The sequence below is a fragment of the Exiguobacterium sp. E4787 genome (assembly GCF_018618375.1).
In the GTDB taxonomy this organism is placed as follows: Bacteria; Bacillota; Bacilli; order Exiguobacteriales; family Exiguobacteriaceae; genus Exiguobacterium; species Exiguobacterium chiriqhucha.
The window spans coordinates 142,703-161,934 of record NZ_JACSLY010000009.1; the positions used below are offsets into that span (position 1 = coordinate 142,703).

Consider the following 19,232-nt stretch of genomic DNA (forward strand, 5'->3'; position numbering starts at 1 on the left):
ACGCGATGTTTCGTAAACTAGTGATTTTATTGCTCGCAATCGGCATGTATGCGGCCTGGAAATTTGAAGTGCCGAACGTGTCGGCGCCGACGAGCATTCAAGTGAAGTCGACGGAAGTGGCGGAGGAGCAGCAAGAACGCTCGACCGACGCCCCGCGCTTCACGAGCCAATATGCCGGGCACGACTGGTACTTGCTCGAGAAGAGCGGCGACCGTAGCCTCGAGTTGATCGATGCTGACGGATCGAAGCAAGGCCAGTATCAGTTCGAGACGGGCAGTATCTTTGAAGGGCTCATCGTGGGCGAAACGACACGACAACAAGTCGAGCAAATCGGTTTCGATGAGGTCAAGTCATACAATAAAGGATTGAAACGCTATTTGATTCCGGACGACCCGTCGTTCAACGTCTATTCGATTGATAATGACTACGTGACGCTGTTCTTCGATCAGCACGACGAAGACAAGCTGAAAGCCGTGCTCACGGTAGACCGGGACGTCGAGGAGTCGAGTGACGGCTATTACGGTGACGTATCGGAAGACAATCTCGTCGCGAACGAACAATTGATGCGGATGCTCATGAACTGGGACCGCCAGAAGTTCGGACTGTCAGCACTCGCTGACTATGAGCCGTTGTTACCGGTCGTGCGCGCCCATAGTGAGAACATGGCCCGGAACAACTTCTTCAGCCATACCGACCCCGAGGGCCGCGACCCGTTCGAGCGGATGAACGAGGCCGGTATCGCTTACTCCCTCGCCGGCGAGAACTTGGCGATGGGGCAGATGAGCGTCTTTCACGCCCACTGGGGTCTGATGAATTCTCTCGGCCACCGGGAGAACATCTTGAAAGATGGCTTCACGCACGTGTCGGTCGGTCTCGTCTACAATGAGGAGTCGAGCCCGTTCTATACGATCAATTTCATCACACCACGCTAATAAAAAAGGATGGCCTGCCGGATTGCGGCGGACCATCCTTTTACTTATAAGAGACGTTTGACGGCCGTCTCGATTTCATCCGGCGTCGTTTGCGGCGAGAACCGTTCGATGACATTGCCGTTCCGGTCGACGAGGAACTTCGTGAAGTTCCACTTGATTGTCTTCGAACCGAGCAGGCCGGGTGCTTCTTTCGATAAGTATTGAAAGAGTGGGTGGGCGTCTTTGCCGTTCACGTCTACTTTGGCGAACATCGGGAACGTCACGCCGTAGTTCAATTGACAGAACTCGCTGATTTCCTCGTTTGACCCCGGGTCTTGATTGCCGAACTGGTTGCATGGGAAGCCGAGGATATGGAACCCTTGGCCCTGATAACGTTCATATAATTTCTCGAGCCCGTCGAGTTGCGGGGTGAAGCCGCACTTGCTCGCCGTGTTGACGATTAATAGGACGTCACCTTCGTATTTGGATAGCGGTTGGAGCTTGCCGCTCATGTCGGCTGCTTCATATTGATAGATCATGTTGATTCCCCCTTTTTTCTTTTCATTATACCAATCGCGATTTCAAGACACGACTTTGAACCGGTTGTTCGCAATCAAATTGTCATGAAATGATGAAGTCGTTGTTACAATGAAATGGATTGGACGGCGTATAATGAGACTCGTTGTAGAAAGGAAAGGTGTCATGTACATATTGAAAAATGAATTTATATGGATCGGTTTGATCCTGATTGGCTTATTCTTCTCGAGCGCGACCCCGTATTCGGACCAAAGCATCGTCTCACCGCTCGAACGCATCAATTGGACGTGGGCCGAACCTGTCCTCTCGACCGTCGATTTCGAGTATGCTGGAGGACCGGTATCACTCGAGGCGAAAGGCAGCGTCGGTTTGATTGAGTTCTTGATTCGGAAAGCGGCGCACTTCACCGTCTTCTTCGCGCTCGGGGCACTTCTCGTCAAAGCGGCATCGCGCACGCGACTCCATCCTGGGCTGACACTATTGTTCGCCTGGGCACTTGCGAACACGGTCGCCATCTTCGATGAGTTTCATCAAAGTTTGACGCCCGAGCGAACGCCGCTCATCCAAGACGTCTTGCTCGACAGTTTTGGTGCCGCCTGTGGCATCCTCCTCATCGGCGGGTTTCTGCTGTTCAAACAAGGACGTCATAAACGGTCACGATCGGGATTCGTAACTCCGAGGTGGTAAAAAAATCGTATAGGTAGTTATTTGAAAAGCGCTTTCATGAAGGGCTTTTCTTTTTGATTTATAACGTTTGTGTGACAAGCAAAATTGCAAAAGCCCTTTATACCCCCATTTTTTAACGGATAAAACCTAAAACAGGTCAATGTAACGGGAATGAAATATAAGTGTAAAATAACTTTAGGTTTAGATTGCTATAATGAGTCTCAGAGCGATATCGAATTTCGCCTATTAATTTATAATTTATGCGATCTATATTATATAGAAATTCAGAGAACTCAGCGGAGGGAAGCACATTGGTTAACTTGAAGAAACTTGCAGCAACCGTCACTTTAGGAGCTCTTCTCATTAGCGGCACGACACCTGGCTATGCAGCGTCACTTACAGACAAGCAGAAAAAGGTGCAACAGCAGCAACAACAGAATAACAGTGAACAGAGCAAAGCGAACGCCTCGATCCAAAAACGTGAACAGGCAATCAGCAAAGAGCAGCAAGAAATCAACAAGTTAGACGCTGAACTCCAAGACGTCATCAACGACGTCGCGCAAAAGAAAGCTGAGATTCGTGCGACACAACAAAAAATTGCAGCCCTCCAAAAGCAGATTAAACAATATGAAGCAAAAATGAAGGCGCAAGAAGAGCTCATGAAAGAGCGCATGGCCACGATGCAAAAAAATGGCGGCGGCTCGATCGACTGGGCAGAGTTCATCTTCGGATCGAAAGACTTCGGTGACTTGCTTACTCGCATGATCACGGCGGGTACGATTCAAGAGAACGACAAACAAATCTTCGAAGAGTATCAAGCGACGAAAGAAAAATTGGCTGCAGCGCAAGCTGAATTAAAAGCCGAGCGCGATGCTCTCGTGAGACAAAAAGAAGAACTCGAACAACGTCAAAAGACGCTCAATCAAAAAATGAAAGAGCGCGCAGCGAAGATTAAGAAACTCAACGCTGAGAAAGTGAAGTTCGAATCGAAATTGATGAGCCTCCAAGAAATGGAGTCGACACTCAAAGCACAAGAGAAAGCCATCAAGGCTGAAATGGAAGCACAGCGTCGTGCGGCTGAAGAAGCGAAACGTGCGGCAGCGGCAGCAGCGGCTGCGAAGAAACAACAAGCATCAAACACAGGCTCTAGCGCGGCAAGCACACCGACAGCTTCGGCAGCGGCATCTGTGCCAGCGAGCGGCGGTATGTTCCAACGTCCGGCAAACGGTCGTCTCTCACAAGGATGGGGTGCGGCAAGCGGTGCGAACGGCTACTCGTTCCACAACGGACTTGATATCGCAGCACCGGTCGGCACACCGATCAACGCAGCACAAACAGGTACGGTCACGACAGCTGGATGGGGTGGTGCTTACGGGAACCACGTCATCATCACGCACGTCTTGAACGGTCAAGTTTGGACGACTGTATACGCACACATGAGCTCGGTATCGGTATCGGCCGGCCAACGTGTGACACAAGGTCAACACATCGGCGGCATGGGTAGCACAGGGAACTCGACTGGCTCACACTTGCACTTCGAAATCCACCGTGGTGGTTACTCGTACTCATCTTCGAGCGCGGGCAGCACGGTCAACCCAGCTTCATTCTTCTAAGCCTATACAAAAAGTGATCGACGAACGCGTCGATCACTTTTTTGTTGCCTTGTACGCGATAAAGGTCAGCAGGGCGGCGCCGATGACGCTCAGCCAGAGCGTGTCCCAGTTCGGGTCGTCGAGCATGCTCTGGCCTCCGAGAAACACCATATGGCCGAGCACAGCGAACGTAACGACCGTCAAGGCGGTCAACCGTACCCGGCGCGGGATGCGGAGCCACCAACCGAATAATCTGTTCATCAAAAATCGCCTCCACCTACAGTATAGGGGAGGCGCATCAAATCAGCTAGGCAATCGAATCCACGCCGAGGTGAAGATTTTTTGATAGCCGACTTCTTTGTAAATCTTGTTCGATGTCGGGTTGCTCAAATCCGTATAGAGCGTACAATATTGTTTCGACGTCAAGAGCTCCCGGCTCAGCTCGGCGACGAGCGAGCGGGCATAGCCGCGCTTGCGCAACGCTTTTGGCGTGTAGACGAACGAGACAGTGACGCCGTTCGCGGTCTCACGCGATTTCTTCGCGCACGAGACGACCTTGCCGTCGACTTCCCAGACGTACACTTCTTGATTCTCGAGCATCGTCGCAATCTTTTGTGTCGCGTTTGCCTTCGACGATACCGGTAAACCGGTATCCTTTTCGAACGCGTTATACGCCTTCACGAGGAATGCCTCATCGTCCTTGGTCGCCCGTCGCATCGACCCTTCCGACAGCGGGATGTCGTTGACACGATCAAGACGATACAGACCTTGCTCCATGAAGACTTTCGGCTCTCGCGCCGTCAGGATGTACCAGAGCGTGTAGAAATTCATCGCTAGATCAGCTTGCGAGACGACCTCGGTGAATGGGATATCACCATTTAATAGTTCAGGTACGAGCAGACGAAGGACGTCATCCTCTCGCTCATGCTTCACGAGCACATAGTTGAGCGGATGGGGCGGAGTTACTTGCAGGATCGCGAGCACATCACCGTCATCTTCGACGGTGAGTTGATGATACGACTCGTATCGGCCTTGTTTGATGGCATCGAGCACGCCAATCATCAAGCTGTTCTCGGCCTCATGTTCGAGCAGGTGGGGCATGACACGTTCTGCAAATCCGGATAGGTCGTTCCAACGAATCAGTTCCATATGAACACCCTTTCATCGTATGTATACGAAACGGGCAAACCTGATGGCTTGCCCGTTTTTTTCATTCTATCAAATTATAGATGAGATTACGCGATTTCTTCGCGTTCTTTTGCGTCATCCAAAATGTTGGTGTTGCGTTTGAAGTAATGAACGATTTTGGCGATGGCGCCGTCTCCCGTGACGTTTGTCGCCGTACCGAAGCTATCTTGTGCCAAGTAGAGGGCGATGACAAGACTGAGCATCGTTTCGCTGAATCCGAGCATCGAACCGAACAAACCGAGCGAGGCCATGACGGCTCCACCTGGTACGCCTGGTGCTGCGATCATCGTGACGCCGAGGGCGAGGATGAACGGGAGCACGATCGCGAATGACATCGGCATGCCGTTCAAGTACATGAGGGCGACACCGACCGATGTGAGCGTGATTGTCGACCCTGACAAGTGGATGGTCGCACAGAGCGGCACCACGAAGTTGGCGACGCCTTCGTCCGTGTTGTTCGCTTTCGCCTGACGAAGTGTGACCGGGATTGTCGCCGCTGACGACTGTGTCCCGATGGCTGTGAAGTAAGCCGGCATCATCGTCTTCAAGAGACGAAGTGGGTTTTCTTTGTTGAGAGCACCTGCGACTGAGTATTGAATCAAGAGCATCGTCAAGTGAAGGACGATGATCGTGACGAAGACGAGCGAGAATACCGAGAGAATCTCAGCGACTTGTCCGGCATACGTCATGTTCATGAAAATTCCGGCGATGTGAATCGGTAATAGTGGAATGATGACTTTGCTGATGAGTAGTTCAATGATATCGCGGAAATCCATGGCCAAATCGAGCGAGCGCTTGCTTTCGATGGCGGCAATCCCGATGCCGATGACGAAGGCGAGAATGAGCGCCGTCATGACGCCGAATAGCGGTGGAATCTCGAACTCCATGAAGCTTTTCAAAAGAGCTTCTTCCGGGTTTTCTGCAGAGGCCGTGCTGCGTGACAAGATTTGCGGGAACAAGTTGCTCGTCGTGAAGTAAGCGAGCGTCCCAGCAACGATTGTCGAGATGTAGGCGATGGCGGCCGTCAAACCGACCAATTTCCCGGCGCCTTTTCCAAGTTCCCCGATTCCTGGAATGATGAAGGCGAGAATGATGAGTGGGATGGCGAAGCCTAGGAACTGTCCAAAGACCGTGTTGAACGTGACGAACGTCCGGACAATCCAGTTCTGGCTTTCTGGTACGATGCTACCGAGTAAAATCCCGAATGCGATAGCGATGATGATGCGACCTAGAAGGCCAATGCGTAATTTCAAATAAATCATCCTCTCTTAATGTTTGAATTGTTGCTATTTTCGCACATTTCATGCGGTGTTGCCACCCTATCTTTCATTTTTTAACGAAGATTGACGTTTGACAACTTTGAAATAGGGTATCACAAAATGTTGGAGTGGAAAAGGGAGGGACCTTCTTCTTTTCCTAATATACAAACGATGTTATGATTAATTTTGAATAGACGTAAAGGAGGGGTGACGCGTGCAGGTACAACGAACAACGATTCATATCGCGGGTCAGGACTATACGATCGTCAGCGAAGAGCCGGCCGATCATGTGAGGGAAGTGGGCTTTCTGGTCGATAGCAAGATCCGTGAGATTCGTGAACAGTCCCCTCATCTAGACGCTCGTCAGGCAGCGGTGCTCGCCGCTATCCAAATCGCGAGTGATCACGTCAAAACTAAACGAAATACGGGAGAATAAATCACTTTATGGTTACTCTACTTATACTGTTTTTCTTGTTCATCGGGATCATCAACGGATTCCGCCGCGGGGCGATTTTGCAGCTCGGCCATTGGGTCGCGCTCATCATCAGTTTCCTCGTCGCGAATGCCTACTACCGTGATCTCGCCGAAGCGTTCAAGCTATGGATTCCATACCCGTCGCAACTCGATGGGTCGCTTCCGGAAGGTGTCATCGATTTAAACGCACTGACAGGACTCGAGATGACGTTTTATAACGTCTTCTGGTTCGTCGTCTTGTTCGTCATCACGAAGCTCGTCTTGCATCTCATCCTATCTATGCTTGACTTCTTGACGGACTTGCCGATCTTGCGTCAATTAAAAGGAATTATCGGAGCAGTCCTCGGGTTCTTCGAGGCGTACGTGATCACGTTCTTTATTTTGTGGGTCATCGCGTTCGTACCGATGGCAAGCGTCCAGAGCGCCGTCGACAACTCGTCGCTTGCGACGTACATCATTCAAGATACGCCATATCTCTCTGAATGGTTCTCGAATAAGATGTTGTAACACGACAGGCCGGAATGCAAGCTAGTGCTTGTGTCTCGGCCTTTTCTGTATGGAAAAGGGGGAAGCACGATGAATAAAGTCGAAGCGATGATGCTGCTAGAAAAAATCGCGCAATATATGGAGATTAAAGGGGAGAACCCGTTCAAAATCAACGCCTTCCGCAAAGCCGCGACGGCGCTCGAGAACACGGAACTCGAACTCGAGGACATCGAGGATTTGACGACAATCTCCGGGATTGGCAAAGGGACGGCCGCCGTCCTCGAAGAATGGCGGGACACGGGACGCAGTGAAGTGCTCGAGTCACTCCAAGAAGAGATTCCGTACGGTCTCATGAAACTGCTCAAAATCCAAGGACTCGGCGGCAAGAAGCTCGCCAAGCTCCGTGAGGTAGGCGTCGTCGACCTCGAGACGCTCATCACCGTATTAGAGGACGGAACGGCCGCGAGCCTGCCTGGCTTCGGCGCCAAGAGCGTCGAGAAGTTGCTCACGGCGGCACGGAACCTCGAGTCACGTCCGGAGCGTCTCGCGTACGCCATGATGCGTCCGGTCGTCGAAGAAATTGAAGCGGTGCTTGAAGCCGAGCCGCTCGTCTTGCGCCATTCGGTCGGGGGCAGTTTCCGCCGCGCCGAGGAGACGTGTAAAGACCTTGACTTCATCATCGCGACCGAAGAGCCTATCGCCCTCCGTGACAAGCTGCTCGCCCTCCCGTTCATCAACGAGGTGATTGCGGCAGGCGAGACGAAAGTGTCGCTCGTCCTTGAGCGCGAGGAGATGGTGTCGGTCGACTTCCGCATGGTCGAACCGGGCGCTTTCGCTGCGACGCTCCATCACTTCACCGGCTCGAAAGACCATAACGTCCGCATGCGCCAGCTCGCCAAGGCGAAGGGCGAGTCGATCTCCGAGTATGGCGTCGAGACGGCGGACGGCCTCTGGCAACCGGAGACGGAAGCCGAGCTGTTCGAACGCTACGGTCTGCCGTTCATCCCGCCGGAGCTCCGGGCAGGGAATCTTGAGTTCGAACACGACATCTCGAAGCTCGTGACGCTCGACGAAATCAAGGCCGACGCCCATATGCACACGGTCTGGTCGGACGGGAAGCTGACGGTCGACGAGCTCGTCGCGGCGATGAAAGCGCGCGGCTACGAGTGGATCGCCATCACCGACCACGGCAAATACATGTCGTTCGTCAACGGCTTGACCGAGGAACGGCTCGAGGCGCAAGGGGAAGAAATCCTTGAGGCCGCGAAGAAACACGACATGCACGTCCTGCGCGGTGTCGAGATGGACATCCGCCCGGACGGGACGCTCGACTATGAGCCCGAGTTCTTGGCGACGCTCGACTACGTCGTCGCTTCGATTCACTCGAAGATGGACCAATCCGTCGACGAGATCATGGCCCGGCTCGAGAACGCCTGCCGCTCGCCGTACGTCAACGTCATCGCCCATCCGACCGGTCGCCTCATCGGGCGACGTGACGGCTATCCGATCGATGAGGAGCGCTTGATCGCCCTCGCCAAAGAGACGGGGACGGCGCTCGAGTTGAACGCGAACCCGAACCGGCTCGATTTGACGGCCTCGACGCTGAAGAAAGCGAAGGCGGCCGGCGTCAAACTGATGATCAACACCGACACGCACCACCCTGATATGATGGAAGATATGGCACTCGGCGTCCTGCACGCCCGGAAAGCCTATCTCGAACCGTCAGACATCATCAACTGCCTCTCGTTCGAGGACGCCAAGGCGTTCATCGACGCGAAGCGACAGAAAGGAACATGCTAGATGGATCACGCGTTACGCGTTTTAGAATATGAAAAACTACGCCAGCAGCTCGCTGCCCACGCCGCGAGCTCGCTCGGCAAAGAACGGGCGCTCAACATGCAGCCCGACTATACGTACGACCGGGTATTGTCGAACTTGAACGTCACCCGTGAGGCGACCGAGGTCGTCCGACTCCGGGATCGTCTCCCGCTCGGTGGGCTGACCGACGTCCGCAGTGAAGTGAAACGGGCCGCCATCGGCTCGGTCCTCTCGACGAGCGAACTGCTCGCCGTCGCCGCCGTCATGTACAGCGGGCGCCAAGTGAAGAACTTCTTCGAGAAGCTTCATAAGGATAATGAAGACCTCCGCATCCCGCGCCTCGACGAATACGCCGAGCGCTTGACGAAGCTGATCGAGGTTGAACAGTCGATCCGTCACGCCATCGACGACCAAGGCACGGTCCAAGACTCGGCGAGCGACCGTCTCCGTGGTCTCCGGACTCAGCTCCGCAGCTTTGAAGGCAGCGTCCGCTCACGGATCGACAACATTCTCCGCAACAACGCGAAGATGCTGTCAGACGCCATCGTCACAATCCGGAACGACCGTTACGTCGTCCCGGTCAAGATGGAGTACCGCCAAGCGTTCGGCGGGATCGTCCACGACCAATCGGCATCGGGTCAGACGCTCTTCATTGAGCCGCAGGCGATCGTGTCGATCAACAACGAGATTCAAGAAGTCCGCTTGAAAGAGCGCGCCGAGATCGACCGCATCTTGAGCGAACTGTCAGACCTCGTCGGCGGTGTCGCCGATTCGGTCGTGACGAACCTCGACGTGCTCGCCACGCTCGACTTCGTGTTCGCGAAAGTCGCTTACGGTCATCAGCTCAAAGCGACGGAACCGAAACTGAATGACGAGCGCGAAATCAAGTTGAAACAGGCGCGCCATCCGTTCATCCCGCAAGACGAGGTCGTGCCGATCACGGTCGAACTCGGTGAGGCGTTCACATCGCTCGTCATCACGGGACCGAACACCGGCGGGAAGACGGTCACGCTCAAGACGCTCGGACTGCTCCAATTGATGGTGCAGTCAGGTCTGTACGTGCCGGCCGAATTCGGGACGGAGCTGTCCGTCTTTGACGCCATCTACGCCGACATCGGTGACGAGCAGTCGATCGAGCAGAGCTTGTCGACGTTCAGCTCGCACATGACGAACATCGTCAGCATGCTCGACAAGATTGACTTCATGTCACTCGTCCTGTTCGATGAGCTCGGTGCCGGGACCGACCCGCAAGAAGGGGCGGCCCTTGCCATCGCCATCCTTGACGAAGTGAAACGTCGTGGCGCCCGCGTGGCGGCGACGACGCATTATTCGGAATTGAAGGCGTACGCCTATAACCGGGAAGGCGTCATGAACGCCTCGATGGAGTTCGATATCGAATCGCTCAGCCCGACGTATCGTCTATTAATCGGCGTCCCGGGACGTTCGAACGCGTTCGAGATTAGCCGACGTCTCGGCTTATCGGAACAGGTCATCGACAAGGCGCGGAGCCACGTCGGCACCGACGCCGAGTCGGTCGAATCGATGATTAATGAGCTCGAGGCGGCCAAGCATCGCGCCGAACAGCTCGAGAAAGAACTCATCGTCAAACGCCACGACCTCGAAGAAGAGCAAGCAGCGTTCGAGGCGAAACTGACCGATTTCGAACGCGAGCGCGACACGATGTACGGTGAGGCCGAGGCCCGTGCCGAGAAAGCCGTCGAGCAGGCGAAGCGCCAAGCGAACGAAGTCATCGACCGCTTGAAGAAGCTTCGTGAGGAAGGCATCGTCAAAGAGCATGAAATTATCGCCGCGAAGAAGCAACTCGAATCGGCGAAACCGACGCTCCAAGATAAAAAGATTCAAAAAGTGAAACAAAAAGCGCAACAGAAACGTACATTCAGTAAAGGCGAAGAAGTGAAAGTGACGACGTTCAACCAAAAGGGCTATATCGTGAAGCAATTGAACGATAACGAGTACAACGTCCAAGTCGGGATTATGAAAGTGAACGTCAAAGCGGACGACCTTCAAAAAATCGGACCTTCGAAAGAGCAGTCGCTCCAGTCGAAAGGCAGCTCGCTCAAGCGTCAGAGCTCGACGAAGTCGGAGCTCGACTTGCGCGGCGTCCGGGTCGAAGAAGGGCTTTCCCGCCTCGACAAATATATCGACGAGGCACTCGTGTCTGGGTACGACAACGTCCGCATCATCCACGGTCTTGGGACCGGGGCGATGCGCCAAGCGACGCAGGAATACCTGAAAGGACATCGTCACGTGAAGAGTCAGCGCCCCGGTGGGATGGGTGAAGGCGGACTCGGTGTCACGGTCGTCGAACTGAAGTGAGGGGAACATGGTAATGGGGAATGTGAACATCAACGTATTGCTTGAGTCGCTCGGCCTGTATACGATCGCCGGACTCATGATTGTCGTCGGTCTCGCCATCTTTGAGGTGACGACGCCGTACAGCAATTGGCGCGAGATTCAAAAAGGCAATATCGCCGTCGCACTCGCGACCGGCGGGAAAATCGTCGGGCTCGCCAACATCTTCCGCGTCGTCGAGAGCCATCACGACCAGACGATGGACGTGTTGGTCGGCGGGAGCTTCGGTTTCGTGCTCTTGTTGGTGACGTATTGGCTATTCGAATTTTTGACGCCGTCGCTCAAAGTGAACGAGGAAATCGGGAAAGGGAACATCGCCGTCGGCCTGATGGCGTTCCTGCTCTCGATTGGGGTCTCTCTCGTTGTCGGCGCGGCGTTGGTGAGGTGAAGACATGGTATACGAGAGATTGGCAAAGATTCTCTTTATCGGGGCCGGCCTTTTTTTAGTGGCAGCGGCACTGTGGTTTATCTTTTATTGAAGTGAAGTGCGGAGTGTCCGAGAAGGGCGCTCCTTTTTTGATTGGTTTCTAAAAAACGCATATCCTTGCTATTTAAATTTTGGACAATTGTTAAATCTGATTTGAATTATAATCATCTCAATCGGTAGAAAATGAAGGCGGTACTTACTTATCACAAGAATCAATTGGGGGAGGCACGAATGGTGATTGATTTAGATTTTTTGATGACAACGGAAGACTATGTGCTCGAGACAGAGTCGTTCCAGATGAAGGGCGTCACCTATTATCCACTCGAGTGGACGTTTTGCGGGGCAAGTGACCCGACAATGTTGCTGACTTGGGACGAGGAGCGCGACCGCATCCTGATCCGTTTCGAGCAATATGCGGTGTTTCTCGGGACAATCGAAGACCATAGTATACATGAAGAAGGGCTACGTAATGCTTACCCAATCGTGAAACTGAAGACGTCTCGCTTCACACGATTCGCCGCAGAGAACATGGGTACGGAGCGGATCAACACGTATAGAGGCGAACTATCCCATTATGTCATTCGAACGTTCGAACAAGAGTTTCACGTCTTGGCGTACGAAGATCCGACCGTGCTCGACTTGGGGAAAGTCGGGGATACGGGCGTCATCATCGAGGTCGTGGACGAGGCATAAACGAAGGAGAAGAAGCGAGTGTACAAATCGAGAGTTCATCCCTGCACCTTTCTCTACTTTCAATTCTCATATGGTAAAATGGATGAAGACGAAGAGAGAAGCATAACCTTTCAATGCATAGGCTGTACATAGAATGGGATGGGGTGGAAGATTGTATGAACACACAATTTGAAGAATTGAAGATGTATGAGAGCTTTGACGAGCTTGCGAACGATGTCCTTGATCTCGCAAATGAAATTTTGCCCGAGCAAATGTTTTATTTGACTGCGTTCACAGACTCGCAACAGGTCATTTTGAAACTGTCCAATCAAAAATCATCGATTCAGATTACGGAAAACATGGTCGTCGATTTGAGCACTTCTGTTTGTAATCGCATTGATTTCGAGAACAATCAACCGTTGCGATATGAAGATATCAAGCGAGACTGTGATGTGGAGGAAGTGGAACGGCTACTCGACGACGTAAACATCCGCTCATATTTAGGTATCCCAATCTCACTGACGAACGGTGAAAAGTTTGGCACGTTGTGTGCCGTCAATGATGAGGCGAGTGTGTTGGATCCGAGGAGTATCGCGTTGCTCCAACGAATCGTCAAGCTGTTCTCGTATTATTTGGAACTAGAACGTTTTGTGTGGCGAGATATGTTGACGGAGCTGTACAATCGACGCTACTTGACGAAGTACTTTGAAGACGACTCGAACACGCACGGTGCGCTCTTTTTCCTCGACTTGGACGGATTCAAAAGCGTGAACGATCGGTACGGTCACGACATCGGGGACACCGTCCTGCAAGAAGTGGCGGCAAGGCTTCAAACGATTGTGAACGAACAAGGTGATGCGTTCGCGGTCCGGTTAGGCGGAGATGAGTTCGTGCTCCACTTTTCACAGGCCGCGGGTCGAGACGAATGGGGCCACATCGCGACTCAGATTATCGATGAGTTAAGCAGGTGGGATGAGGGTTACCAAGTCTCGACGAGCATTGGCATCGTCACCTACATACGAGATAAGCGTACGACGTTGGTCACGCTTTTGAAACAAGCGGATGAGGCGCTATATCAAGCAAAATCAGCTGGGAAGCGAACGTTCAAGTTTGTTCACTGAAAGTGCTTCTTGCGGGGATAGACATTTGAAGAAGCGTGATTAAGTTCAGAGGAGGGAAGCGTATCTATAAGTTCGTTTTATCCATATGTCTATTTATCGGCATGACGTCTATTTTAACCGGTTGCGTTGGCACGGTTGAAACGATTGACGACAGACCCGTCATTCATTTCGATGCGGCTTCCATCATTTCGGCTGCCCGCGACCATCAAATCAAAATGCTCACGCTATCGAGCATTCCGACCGATGTCGTCGCCATATCCGGAGCGGTTAAAGAATTGCAAGGTATGCAAGCAGACAACGACATATACTCGACCGAACTGGAGGAATTGCGGCATGAGGATTCCTCGGCCGATGAGTTCAAAGACCTCGTTGGCGAATATTTAGAAGCGGAAAATGCGTATATCGATCAAACTATCGAGGCCTTATACGGTGGAGGCACGAGCCGTCCAAGTCGATTCTCGATGGATACGCTCTACTCGCAATCAAACGCAAAAGTGTCAGAATTTCGATATGAGCCAAAATAATGTAAACGCAACGGAGCGCCATCCCAGCAAGGGACGACGCTCCGTTTTTTTTTAGTTTACGGCACTTCAATTTTAACGGTATACACTTTCGGCATGGCGCCGCTTGAAGCATACAAGACGAGCGTTTTCTCTTTCTCTGGAACGAGGAAGACCAAATCGATTTCGGATTTCTCGCCTGGTGTGTAAATGAATCCACCCCGAAATGCTTTCTTGTTGTGGTTGACCATGTCGACCGGACTGTACTCTGTGCCGTCTGGCGTGTACATGCGGAACCCGTTCGGTCGATAGTCCATAGTGCCACCATATTGATCATCCTCATTAAAGAGAGAAATCGGTAGGCTGACGAATCGTTTTCCAGCTTCCGATTCGGTCCCATCCGGTGAAGCAAAGACGGGCTGTCCGACTTGGAATTCACGTTTCTTCATTCGTGGATCCCCAATAAACGTTTGGAACGTGCCGAGGTTCATGATTTTTTGAAGGTCATCTTCTTTTGGTGTCGTTGCTTTGGTTTCTTTCGGTTTATCTGCTTTTAAATCAGCCTGTTTCGCACCGGTCGTCTGTGCGGTCGGGGCTGGTGTCGTCTTCGCTTCTTCCGTCACCGGTTTCACTTCAGGTGACGTGAAGACGAACAAGCTGATGATGCCGACGACGAGAGCGGTCGCAGTCGTCCCGAGGACGAGACGGAACCGTTTCTCGACTTTCTTCTGGTTAACGACGTGTCCGCCGATGGCTTCAGCCGGTGTGATGCGGACGGCCCGTTCCGCCGGGAGGAGCGCCCCGAGGACACCGGTCACGACCGGGATGAGGATGGTCGCGAACAGGAACGGCAACTCGGACGTCGGGAACTGTTGATACATGATGGTAACGATGATGATGGTCACTGTCACGCCGAGGAGTCCGGCGAAGAAACCGGTCAACGCGCCTTCCGTCAAGACGAGGCGACGGATGGACGTGTTCTGCCAACCGAGCGCTTTCAAGACAGCGAGCTGTGGCTTGCGCTCCGAGACGTTTTGCCACATGATTTCAGTCGTCGTCAGCATCGCGATGAGTAACGCGACCCCCATGGCGACGTAATGCATTGTCCCGACTTCAAGGGCGACGAACTCGCCAATCCATGTCGTATACAAGACGCCTTGGAGGCGGAATGTGACGAATAGGAAGAAACCGAACAGACTCGTCGGTAAGGCGATGGCGAGAATCGACAATGTCGTCCGCGGCCAATACGTCACGAGCTGGTTCAAGCTCATGCCGACGCTCGAGCGGGAGCGGAGCAGGCGGCGCCCTTTCGACACCTCACCCGACTGCATCGTCTCATACGGTTTGATTTTCCGCACGAGTCGAATCGGGATAAGCGTCCCGAGCCAGTAAATCAACAGACCGGCCAAACCAATCAATAAGATGCGCGCGATCGACGTCGAACCGGCTGCCGTCCATAGGAACGTCCCGAGAATCATCCACGAGATGAGCGCGACCATCGACCCGAGAATCGTCGCTTCGAGGAACAACAGTTTCGACAGTTGGCTCGGGCGCCAGCCGAGCGACAACAGAATGGCGAACTCTTTCTTTCGCGCGTACAGCATGATGATGTTCGAGCTGAACACATACAGCATCGCGACGAGGATGACGCTCGCGACGACGCCAGAGAAGCCGAGTTTCGCTTCTTGGAAAATCGTAATCGACGATCCGAGTTTAATCCACGGCTGTTGAATCCAGCCGAGTGCGCTCGAATCTTTGAGTCCAGGCAGATACGTGACAGCGTATTGTGGAGACGACCCGAGCGTCACGTCGGTGATAAGACCGGTCTTGTCCTCAATCTCTTTGGCGACCGCTTGCAGTTTCGCCTCACTCTCTTCGTTTAAGACGTCCACGCCTTTCACGTTGACGCGAATCGCCGAGATAGCTTTGTCGCCGGCGATGGCGAACGCGGCATCGAGCGTCGTCAACATCGAAGGTGGTTTCGTGAGGAAGCTGTACGGGTTGTTCGTCGGCTTGACCGTCGTCGGTGGGTTGACCGGCTCGTCTTTCGAGTTCATGACCCAATCGGCGCTCGCCGGGAAATACGTCTCCATCGGCAGTTCCGTCAGCGGGTCTTTCGACAACTTCAGTTTCGACGGATCGAACAAGCCGATGTAGTTATATTTCACTTTCGGCGCATCGTTGAGGTCTTCCGCGTATTTATTTGACTTGCGATACATACTTTCTTGGCCGTAAGCCACTTGACCCTCAGCGAGGAACGGTTTGATTTGATACGAGTACGGCCAACGTTTCGGGAACGGGCTCGTCACGCCTTCATAGACGAGCGGTGACGCCTTCTCGGCAAGCCAAGTATAGTCAACTGTGACACGAGGGTCTTGCGGTTGTGGTGTCCCTTCTAAAATGTGTTTCGTGATATTGTCATGCATTTGTTGTGCTGTAAAGTCGTATGAGGCGACTTCCGTCCCTTTCAATCTATCGAGGTATTCATCTTTTCCTTGATCGAGATACGTTTTGATAAATGCCTCTTGATCAGTTGTATCGACATCGATTTCTTCGATGGTGTAGTTGATTGAGGCATCGACGTAGTCTTTTGAACTCATCAAAATCGGAATCGTCGTGATGTCCTCATCGTAAGGCTCTGGGATATCCTCATCATTGAAATAACGACTGAACTCTGTCGCTTGTACGGCATCGTCTAACCCGACGAGTTTCGCTTCGGCGACCGGGTCGATCCCAGCCAACATGACATCGCTCCCGTAAGAGAGGGGAAACTCCTCGTACAGGGCGGTCGGACCGATTCCGATATGGGTCGAATCACCGTTTGGCATCCAGCCGACCCAAAAATAAGCTTTTAGATCTTGGAAGTCATTGATTTTTTCAATGCCCGTATCGATGAGTGTATTCATCTTGAGGCGATAAAGACCCGCTTTATCAAACGTATGCGTTTGCGTGAACGAACTAGAATAAGTCGACCCGATCATCGCGATCGGGGCCGCGACATCGACGTCGGCAATCTGTTGAACCGTCTCGTATTGTTCGCGCGTGATGCCTCCCTCGAGCCCGCTCATATAGTTTGGTTCGAGCAGGTTCAAGTCCTCGGTCACGCTGCGGCTGCCTTCTGGCCGGACGACGATGTGATACGACGAGTCCCATCGTTTCTGCAGCTCGTTGACGACCGTCCCGTTGTTCGCCTGCGTCACCCCGAGTAGATAACTGAGCCCGGTACTGACGATGAGCATTCCGACCATGAGCAGGATGAACCGTTCCTTATTCCGCCACCATGAGTTCCAAATGAACTTAAGCATGATGGACGTCGCTCATGGCGACGACCTGCCCGTCGCGCATCTCGATTTTTCGGTTCGCCCGGTCGGCGAGCTCCGGGTCGTGCGTGACGAACAATACGCCACAGCCGTTGTCCCGGTTCAGACGCGTCAACAAGTCGAAGATGATATCGCCCGTATGGGTGTCGAGGTTCCCGGTCGGCTCATCCGCGAGCAGCCACTTCGGACGGTGGATGAGAGCGCGGGCGACGGCGACCCGTTGCTGTTGACCACCGGAAAGTTGCGACGGCAGCGAGTTCGCCTTGTCGCTCAAGCCGACTTCTTTCAACAGTTCGAGCGCCCGTTCCTCCCCGTCATAGTCGACTTTGCGGCCGAACAGCGGTGCCATGACGTTCTCGAGCGCCGTCAATGTCGGAATCAAGTGGAACTGTTGGAAGATGAATCCGATGTTGTCGAAGCGGAAGTCGGCGAGCTGTTTTGCGGACAAGGTCGAGATCGGTTCGCCGTTGAACAAGAGCGTGCCATCGGTCGGACGATCGAGCGTACCAATCAAGCTGAGTAGCGTCGATTTTCCTGAACCGGATGGACCGATAATCGAGATGAAGTCGCCGTGGGCGAAGTGAAGGTTCACATCATCAAGCGCGAGCGTCGCGATGTCGCCGTTATCAAACCGTTTCGTTAGATGTTTGCATTCAAAATCATAGGCCATTGGAAGCTTCCTCTCTTGGTGGAATGAAATAGTCATTATTAAATATGTAAGAACACGTAATTTTCTGACTATTTATCATAGTTTATAGGAAAAACTTTCCTGTTGATAGCCGAGAAAATTTTCGTCTTGGTTTTGAGAGGAGTATGGGACGGAACGGGGAAAAGAGTTAATAGAGTTCGGAATTGAGTGAAAGGGAGTGGAGACGGTGAAACAGTTCGAGATTGAGTTCCATATGATTAATGATGAAGTGTTGACGCAAGTGGTGGAGGCGGAGAGTCGTTATGCGGCGCTCGAATCGATTTATCAATCGTTCCGTCATGCGACGGACGGGTTTGTTCAGTTCGAAGATGAGTGGATCATTTTCCTCGACCATGTCGTGTATGTGAAGGCTTTTGAGATGGTGGAGTAGGAGGTAGCTATTGTGAAGCATAACAAGTTGGTTCGAGACCGTGTGCCTGAACTGATTCAAGCGGAGGGAAAACAGGTCATCGTGAAACACTTGAATCAGGCCGAGCATTTCGAAAAAGCGCGACTGAAGCTGTATGAAGAGTTGAAGGAATATGAAGAGGCAAACATCGATAAGGAATGTCTTGAAGAGTTGGCCGATATCCTTGAACTCGCGTATGAGCTAGGGAAGATGCATGGGGCGTCGTTTGAAGAGATGAATGCAATCCGTTCTGAGAAGCGGGAGCGGAAGGGTGGGTTTGAGAAGGGATTGTTTTTAGAGGAAGTTCTAGAGTAAAAAAACAACCTACAAACTTGTCATGTGTTTGTAGGTTGTGGTTTATGTGTATAAGGTTATTATTGTCCACGTATGAGAAATTAGAATAATAGTTTTAAATGTTGTTGACATTTTTCATGATACTGTTTCCAACATTGTTCTTTTTTTGCCCATTGTGTAACATTTTGTTCTCCTGCAGAATCTTTTAAAAATTCGAGTGTATATTGAGCAAGTTCTTTTATAACGTCATCCCACTTATCAGATAAAGATTGTGACTCCCAAATTTCATGTAAGCTTATTGATTTACCGTGCAAAACATTAAGCATAGCCGTCGTATAATAGATTACATTTGCCTTGTATCCTTTTAAGCTGTAATCAACGCTGTTAAAATCCCTTATATCAACGTATTAAAAATCCCTCAAATTAATGGATAATGAGTCTGACAACCTGAAAATGGAGTGTGAGACACATGATCCGAAGTGAGGGATTTTTTATGA

The 19,232-nt window shown here is 52.2% G+C and carries 20 protein-coding genes; 13 read left to right on the forward strand and 7 right to left on the reverse strand.

Annotation, left to right across the window (positions count from 1 at the left end; translation table 11 throughout):
• The first annotated feature begins 5 nt into the window (after positions 1 to 5).
• Positions 6 to 932 (forward strand): CAP domain-containing protein, encoded by a 927-nt coding sequence (locus KNP80_RS11520; protein WP_214834773.1) that lies wholly within the window; start codon positions 6 to 8, stop codon positions 930 to 932.
• Positions 933 to 976: 44 nt separating this feature from the next.
• Here KNP80_RS11520 and KNP80_RS11525 read toward each other — a convergent pair whose 3' ends face one another.
• Positions 977 to 1,450: a glutathione peroxidase gene (locus KNP80_RS11525; RefSeq protein ID WP_029595900.1), complete on the reverse strand. Its 474-nt coding sequence runs from the start codon at positions 1,448 to 1,450 to the stop codon at positions 977 to 979.
• Between the two features lie 163 nt (positions 1,451 to 1,613).
• Here KNP80_RS11525 and KNP80_RS11530 point away from each other — a divergent pair, with 163 nt between their 5' ends.
• A complete protein-coding gene (locus tag KNP80_RS11530; protein ID WP_214719990.1) occupies positions 1,614 to 2,135 on the forward strand; it encodes a VanZ family protein in 522 nt (173 codons plus the stop codon).
• 290 nt (positions 2,136 to 2,425) lie between these two features.
• Complete coding sequence (locus KNP80_RS11535; RefSeq protein ID WP_214834774.1) at positions 2,426 to 3,727, forward strand: murein hydrolase activator EnvC family protein; 1,302 nt, start codon at positions 2,426 to 2,428, stop codon at positions 3,725 to 3,727.
• A gap of 33 nt (positions 3,728 to 3,760) precedes the next feature.
• Here KNP80_RS11535 and KNP80_RS11540 read toward each other — a convergent pair whose 3' ends face one another.
• The 3 genes from KNP80_RS11540 to KNP80_RS11550 form a co-directional block, all read right to left on the reverse strand.
• Complete coding sequence (locus KNP80_RS11540; protein WP_214832495.1) at positions 3,761 to 3,967, reverse strand: hypothetical protein; 207 nt, start codon at positions 3,965 to 3,967, stop codon at positions 3,761 to 3,763.
• A gap of 42 nt (positions 3,968 to 4,009) precedes the next feature.
• Entirely contained in the window at positions 4,010 to 4,855 is an 846-nt protein-coding gene (locus KNP80_RS11545) for a GNAT family N-acetyltransferase (RefSeq protein WP_214719987.1), read from the reverse strand.
• An 86-nt stretch (positions 4,856 to 4,941) separates the two neighbouring features.
• Positions 4,942 to 6,156 carry a dicarboxylate/amino acid:cation symporter gene (locus tag KNP80_RS11550; RefSeq protein ID WP_214834775.1) on the reverse strand — a complete coding sequence of 405 codons (1,215 nt, stop codon included), beginning with the start codon at positions 6,154 to 6,156 and terminating at the stop codon, positions 4,942 to 4,944.
• Between the two features lie 211 nt (positions 6,157 to 6,367).
• Here KNP80_RS11550 and zapA point away from each other — a divergent pair, with 211 nt between their 5' ends.
• From zapA to KNP80_RS11590, 8 genes are all read left to right on the forward strand, one after another.
• The gene (zapA, locus tag KNP80_RS15840; RefSeq protein ID WP_021066785.1) at positions 6,368 to 6,589 is read left to right on the forward strand and encodes a cell division protein ZapA; all 222 of its coding nucleotides are present in this window, start codon (positions 6,368 to 6,370) and stop codon (positions 6,587 to 6,589) included.
• Between the two features lie 8 nt (positions 6,590 to 6,597).
• Entirely contained in the window at positions 6,598 to 7,134 is a 537-nt protein-coding gene (locus tag KNP80_RS11560; RefSeq protein ID WP_021066786.1) for a CvpA family protein, read from the forward strand.
• A gap of 69 nt (positions 7,135 to 7,203) precedes the next feature.
• Positions 7,204 to 8,913 (forward strand): DNA polymerase/3'-5' exonuclease PolX, encoded by a 1,710-nt coding sequence (gene polX / locus KNP80_RS11565; protein WP_214834776.1) that lies wholly within the window; start codon positions 7,204 to 7,206, stop codon positions 8,911 to 8,913.
• Entirely contained in the window at positions 8,914 to 11,268 is a 2,355-nt protein-coding gene (locus KNP80_RS11570) for an endonuclease MutS2 (protein WP_214834777.1), read from the forward strand. It begins immediately after the preceding gene.
• 7 nt (positions 11,269 to 11,275) lie between these two features.
• Positions 11,276 to 11,692, forward strand: coding sequence for a DUF350 domain-containing protein (locus KNP80_RS11575; protein WP_214834778.1), 417 nt, complete (start codon positions 11,276 to 11,278; stop codon positions 11,690 to 11,692).
• Between the two features lie 273 nt (positions 11,693 to 11,965).
• A complete protein-coding gene (locus tag KNP80_RS11580; RefSeq protein ID WP_214719983.1) occupies positions 11,966 to 12,424 on the forward strand; it encodes a hypothetical protein in 459 nt (152 codons plus the stop codon).
• A 155-nt stretch (positions 12,425 to 12,579) separates the two neighbouring features.
• Positions 12,580 to 13,524 (forward strand): sensor domain-containing diguanylate cyclase, encoded by a 945-nt coding sequence (locus tag KNP80_RS15940; RefSeq protein ID WP_214834779.1) that lies wholly within the window; start codon positions 12,580 to 12,582, stop codon positions 13,522 to 13,524.
• Positions 13,525 to 13,625: 101 nt separating this feature from the next.
• Positions 13,626 to 14,048 carry a hypothetical protein gene (locus tag KNP80_RS11590; protein WP_214719981.1) on the forward strand — a complete coding sequence of 141 codons (423 nt, stop codon included), beginning with the start codon at positions 13,626 to 13,628 and terminating at the stop codon, positions 14,046 to 14,048.
• Positions 14,049 to 14,104: 56 nt separating this feature from the next.
• Here the strand turns inward: KNP80_RS11590 and KNP80_RS11595 are convergent, their stop codons facing one another.
• Entirely contained in the window at positions 14,105 to 17,329 is a 3,225-nt protein-coding gene (locus tag KNP80_RS11595; protein ID WP_214834780.1) for an FtsX-like permease family protein, read from the reverse strand.
• Positions 17,322 to 18,014 carry an ABC transporter ATP-binding protein gene (locus KNP80_RS11600; RefSeq protein WP_214830906.1) on the reverse strand — a complete coding sequence of 231 codons (693 nt, stop codon included), beginning with the start codon at positions 18,012 to 18,014 and terminating at the stop codon, positions 17,322 to 17,324. Before KNP80_RS11600 ends, KNP80_RS11595 begins: the two co-directional genes overlap by 8 nt.
• 196 nt (positions 18,015 to 18,210) lie before the next feature.
• Between KNP80_RS11600 and KNP80_RS11605 the strand changes: the two genes are divergently transcribed.
• Positions 18,211 to 18,423, forward strand: a complete 213-nt coding sequence (locus tag KNP80_RS11605) for a hypothetical protein (protein WP_251132387.1) — start codon at positions 18,211 to 18,213, stop codon at positions 18,421 to 18,423.
• A 12-nt stretch (positions 18,424 to 18,435) separates the two neighbouring features.
• Positions 18,436 to 18,756, forward strand: a complete 321-nt coding sequence (locus KNP80_RS11610) for a nucleoside triphosphate pyrophosphohydrolase (RefSeq protein ID WP_353047999.1) — start codon at positions 18,436 to 18,438, stop codon at positions 18,754 to 18,756.
• Positions 18,757 to 18,836: 80 nt separating this feature from the next.
• Here the strand turns inward: KNP80_RS11610 and KNP80_RS11615 are convergent, their stop codons facing one another.
• The gene (locus tag KNP80_RS11615) at positions 18,837 to 19,133 is read right to left on the reverse strand and encodes an AIPR family protein (protein ID WP_214834785.1); all 297 of its coding nucleotides are present in this window, start codon (positions 19,131 to 19,133) and stop codon (positions 18,837 to 18,839) included.
• Positions 19,134 to 19,232: the final 99 nt, after the last annotated feature.

Bases quoted from the DNA above. Each gene is read 5' to 3' on its own strand.
- KNP80_RS15940 (WP_214834779.1), top strand. From the start codon at position 12,580: ATGAACACACAATTTGAAGAATTGAAGATGTATGAGAGCTTTGACGAG.
- KNP80_RS11590 (WP_214719981.1), top strand. From the start codon at position 13,626: ATGACGTCTATTTTAACCGGTTGCGTTGGCACGGTTGAAACGATTGAC.
- KNP80_RS11560 (WP_021066786.1), top strand. From the start codon at position 6,598: ATGGTTACTCTACTTATACTGTTTTTCTTGTTCATCGGGATCATCAAC.
- KNP80_RS11540 (WP_214832495.1), bottom strand. From the start codon at position 3,967: ATGAACAGATTATTCGGTTGGTGGCTCCGCATCCCGCGCCGGGTACGG.
- KNP80_RS11550 (WP_214834775.1), bottom strand. From the start codon at position 6,156: ATGATTTATTTGAAATTACGCATTGGCCTTCTAGGTCGCATCATCATC.
- KNP80_RS11520 (WP_214834773.1), top strand. From the start codon at position 6: ATGTTTCGTAAACTAGTGATTTTATTGCTCGCAATCGGCATGTATGCG.
- polX (WP_214834776.1), top strand. From the start codon at position 7,204: ATGAATAAAGTCGAAGCGATGATGCTGCTAGAAAAAATCGCGCAATAT.
- KNP80_RS11600 (WP_214830906.1), bottom strand. From the start codon at position 18,014: ATGGCCTATGATTTTGAATGCAAACATCTAACGAAACGGTTTGATAAC.
- KNP80_RS11545 (WP_214719987.1), bottom strand. From the start codon at position 4,855: ATGGAACTGATTCGTTGGAACGACCTATCCGGATTTGCAGAACGTGTC.
- KNP80_RS11595 (WP_214834780.1), bottom strand. From the start codon at position 17,329: ATGCTTAAGTTCATTTGGAACTCATGGTGGCGGAATAAGGAACGGTTC.
- KNP80_RS11525 (WP_029595900.1), bottom strand. From the start codon at position 1,450: ATGATCTATCAATATGAAGCAGCCGACATGAGCGGCAAGCTCCAACCG.
- KNP80_RS11575 (WP_214834778.1), top strand. From the start codon at position 11,276: ATGGTAATGGGGAATGTGAACATCAACGTATTGCTTGAGTCGCTCGGC.
- KNP80_RS11530 (WP_214719990.1), top strand. From the start codon at position 1,614: ATGTACATATTGAAAAATGAATTTATATGGATCGGTTTGATCCTGATT.
- KNP80_RS11570 (WP_214834777.1), top strand. From the start codon at position 8,914: ATGGATCACGCGTTACGCGTTTTAGAATATGAAAAACTACGCCAGCAG.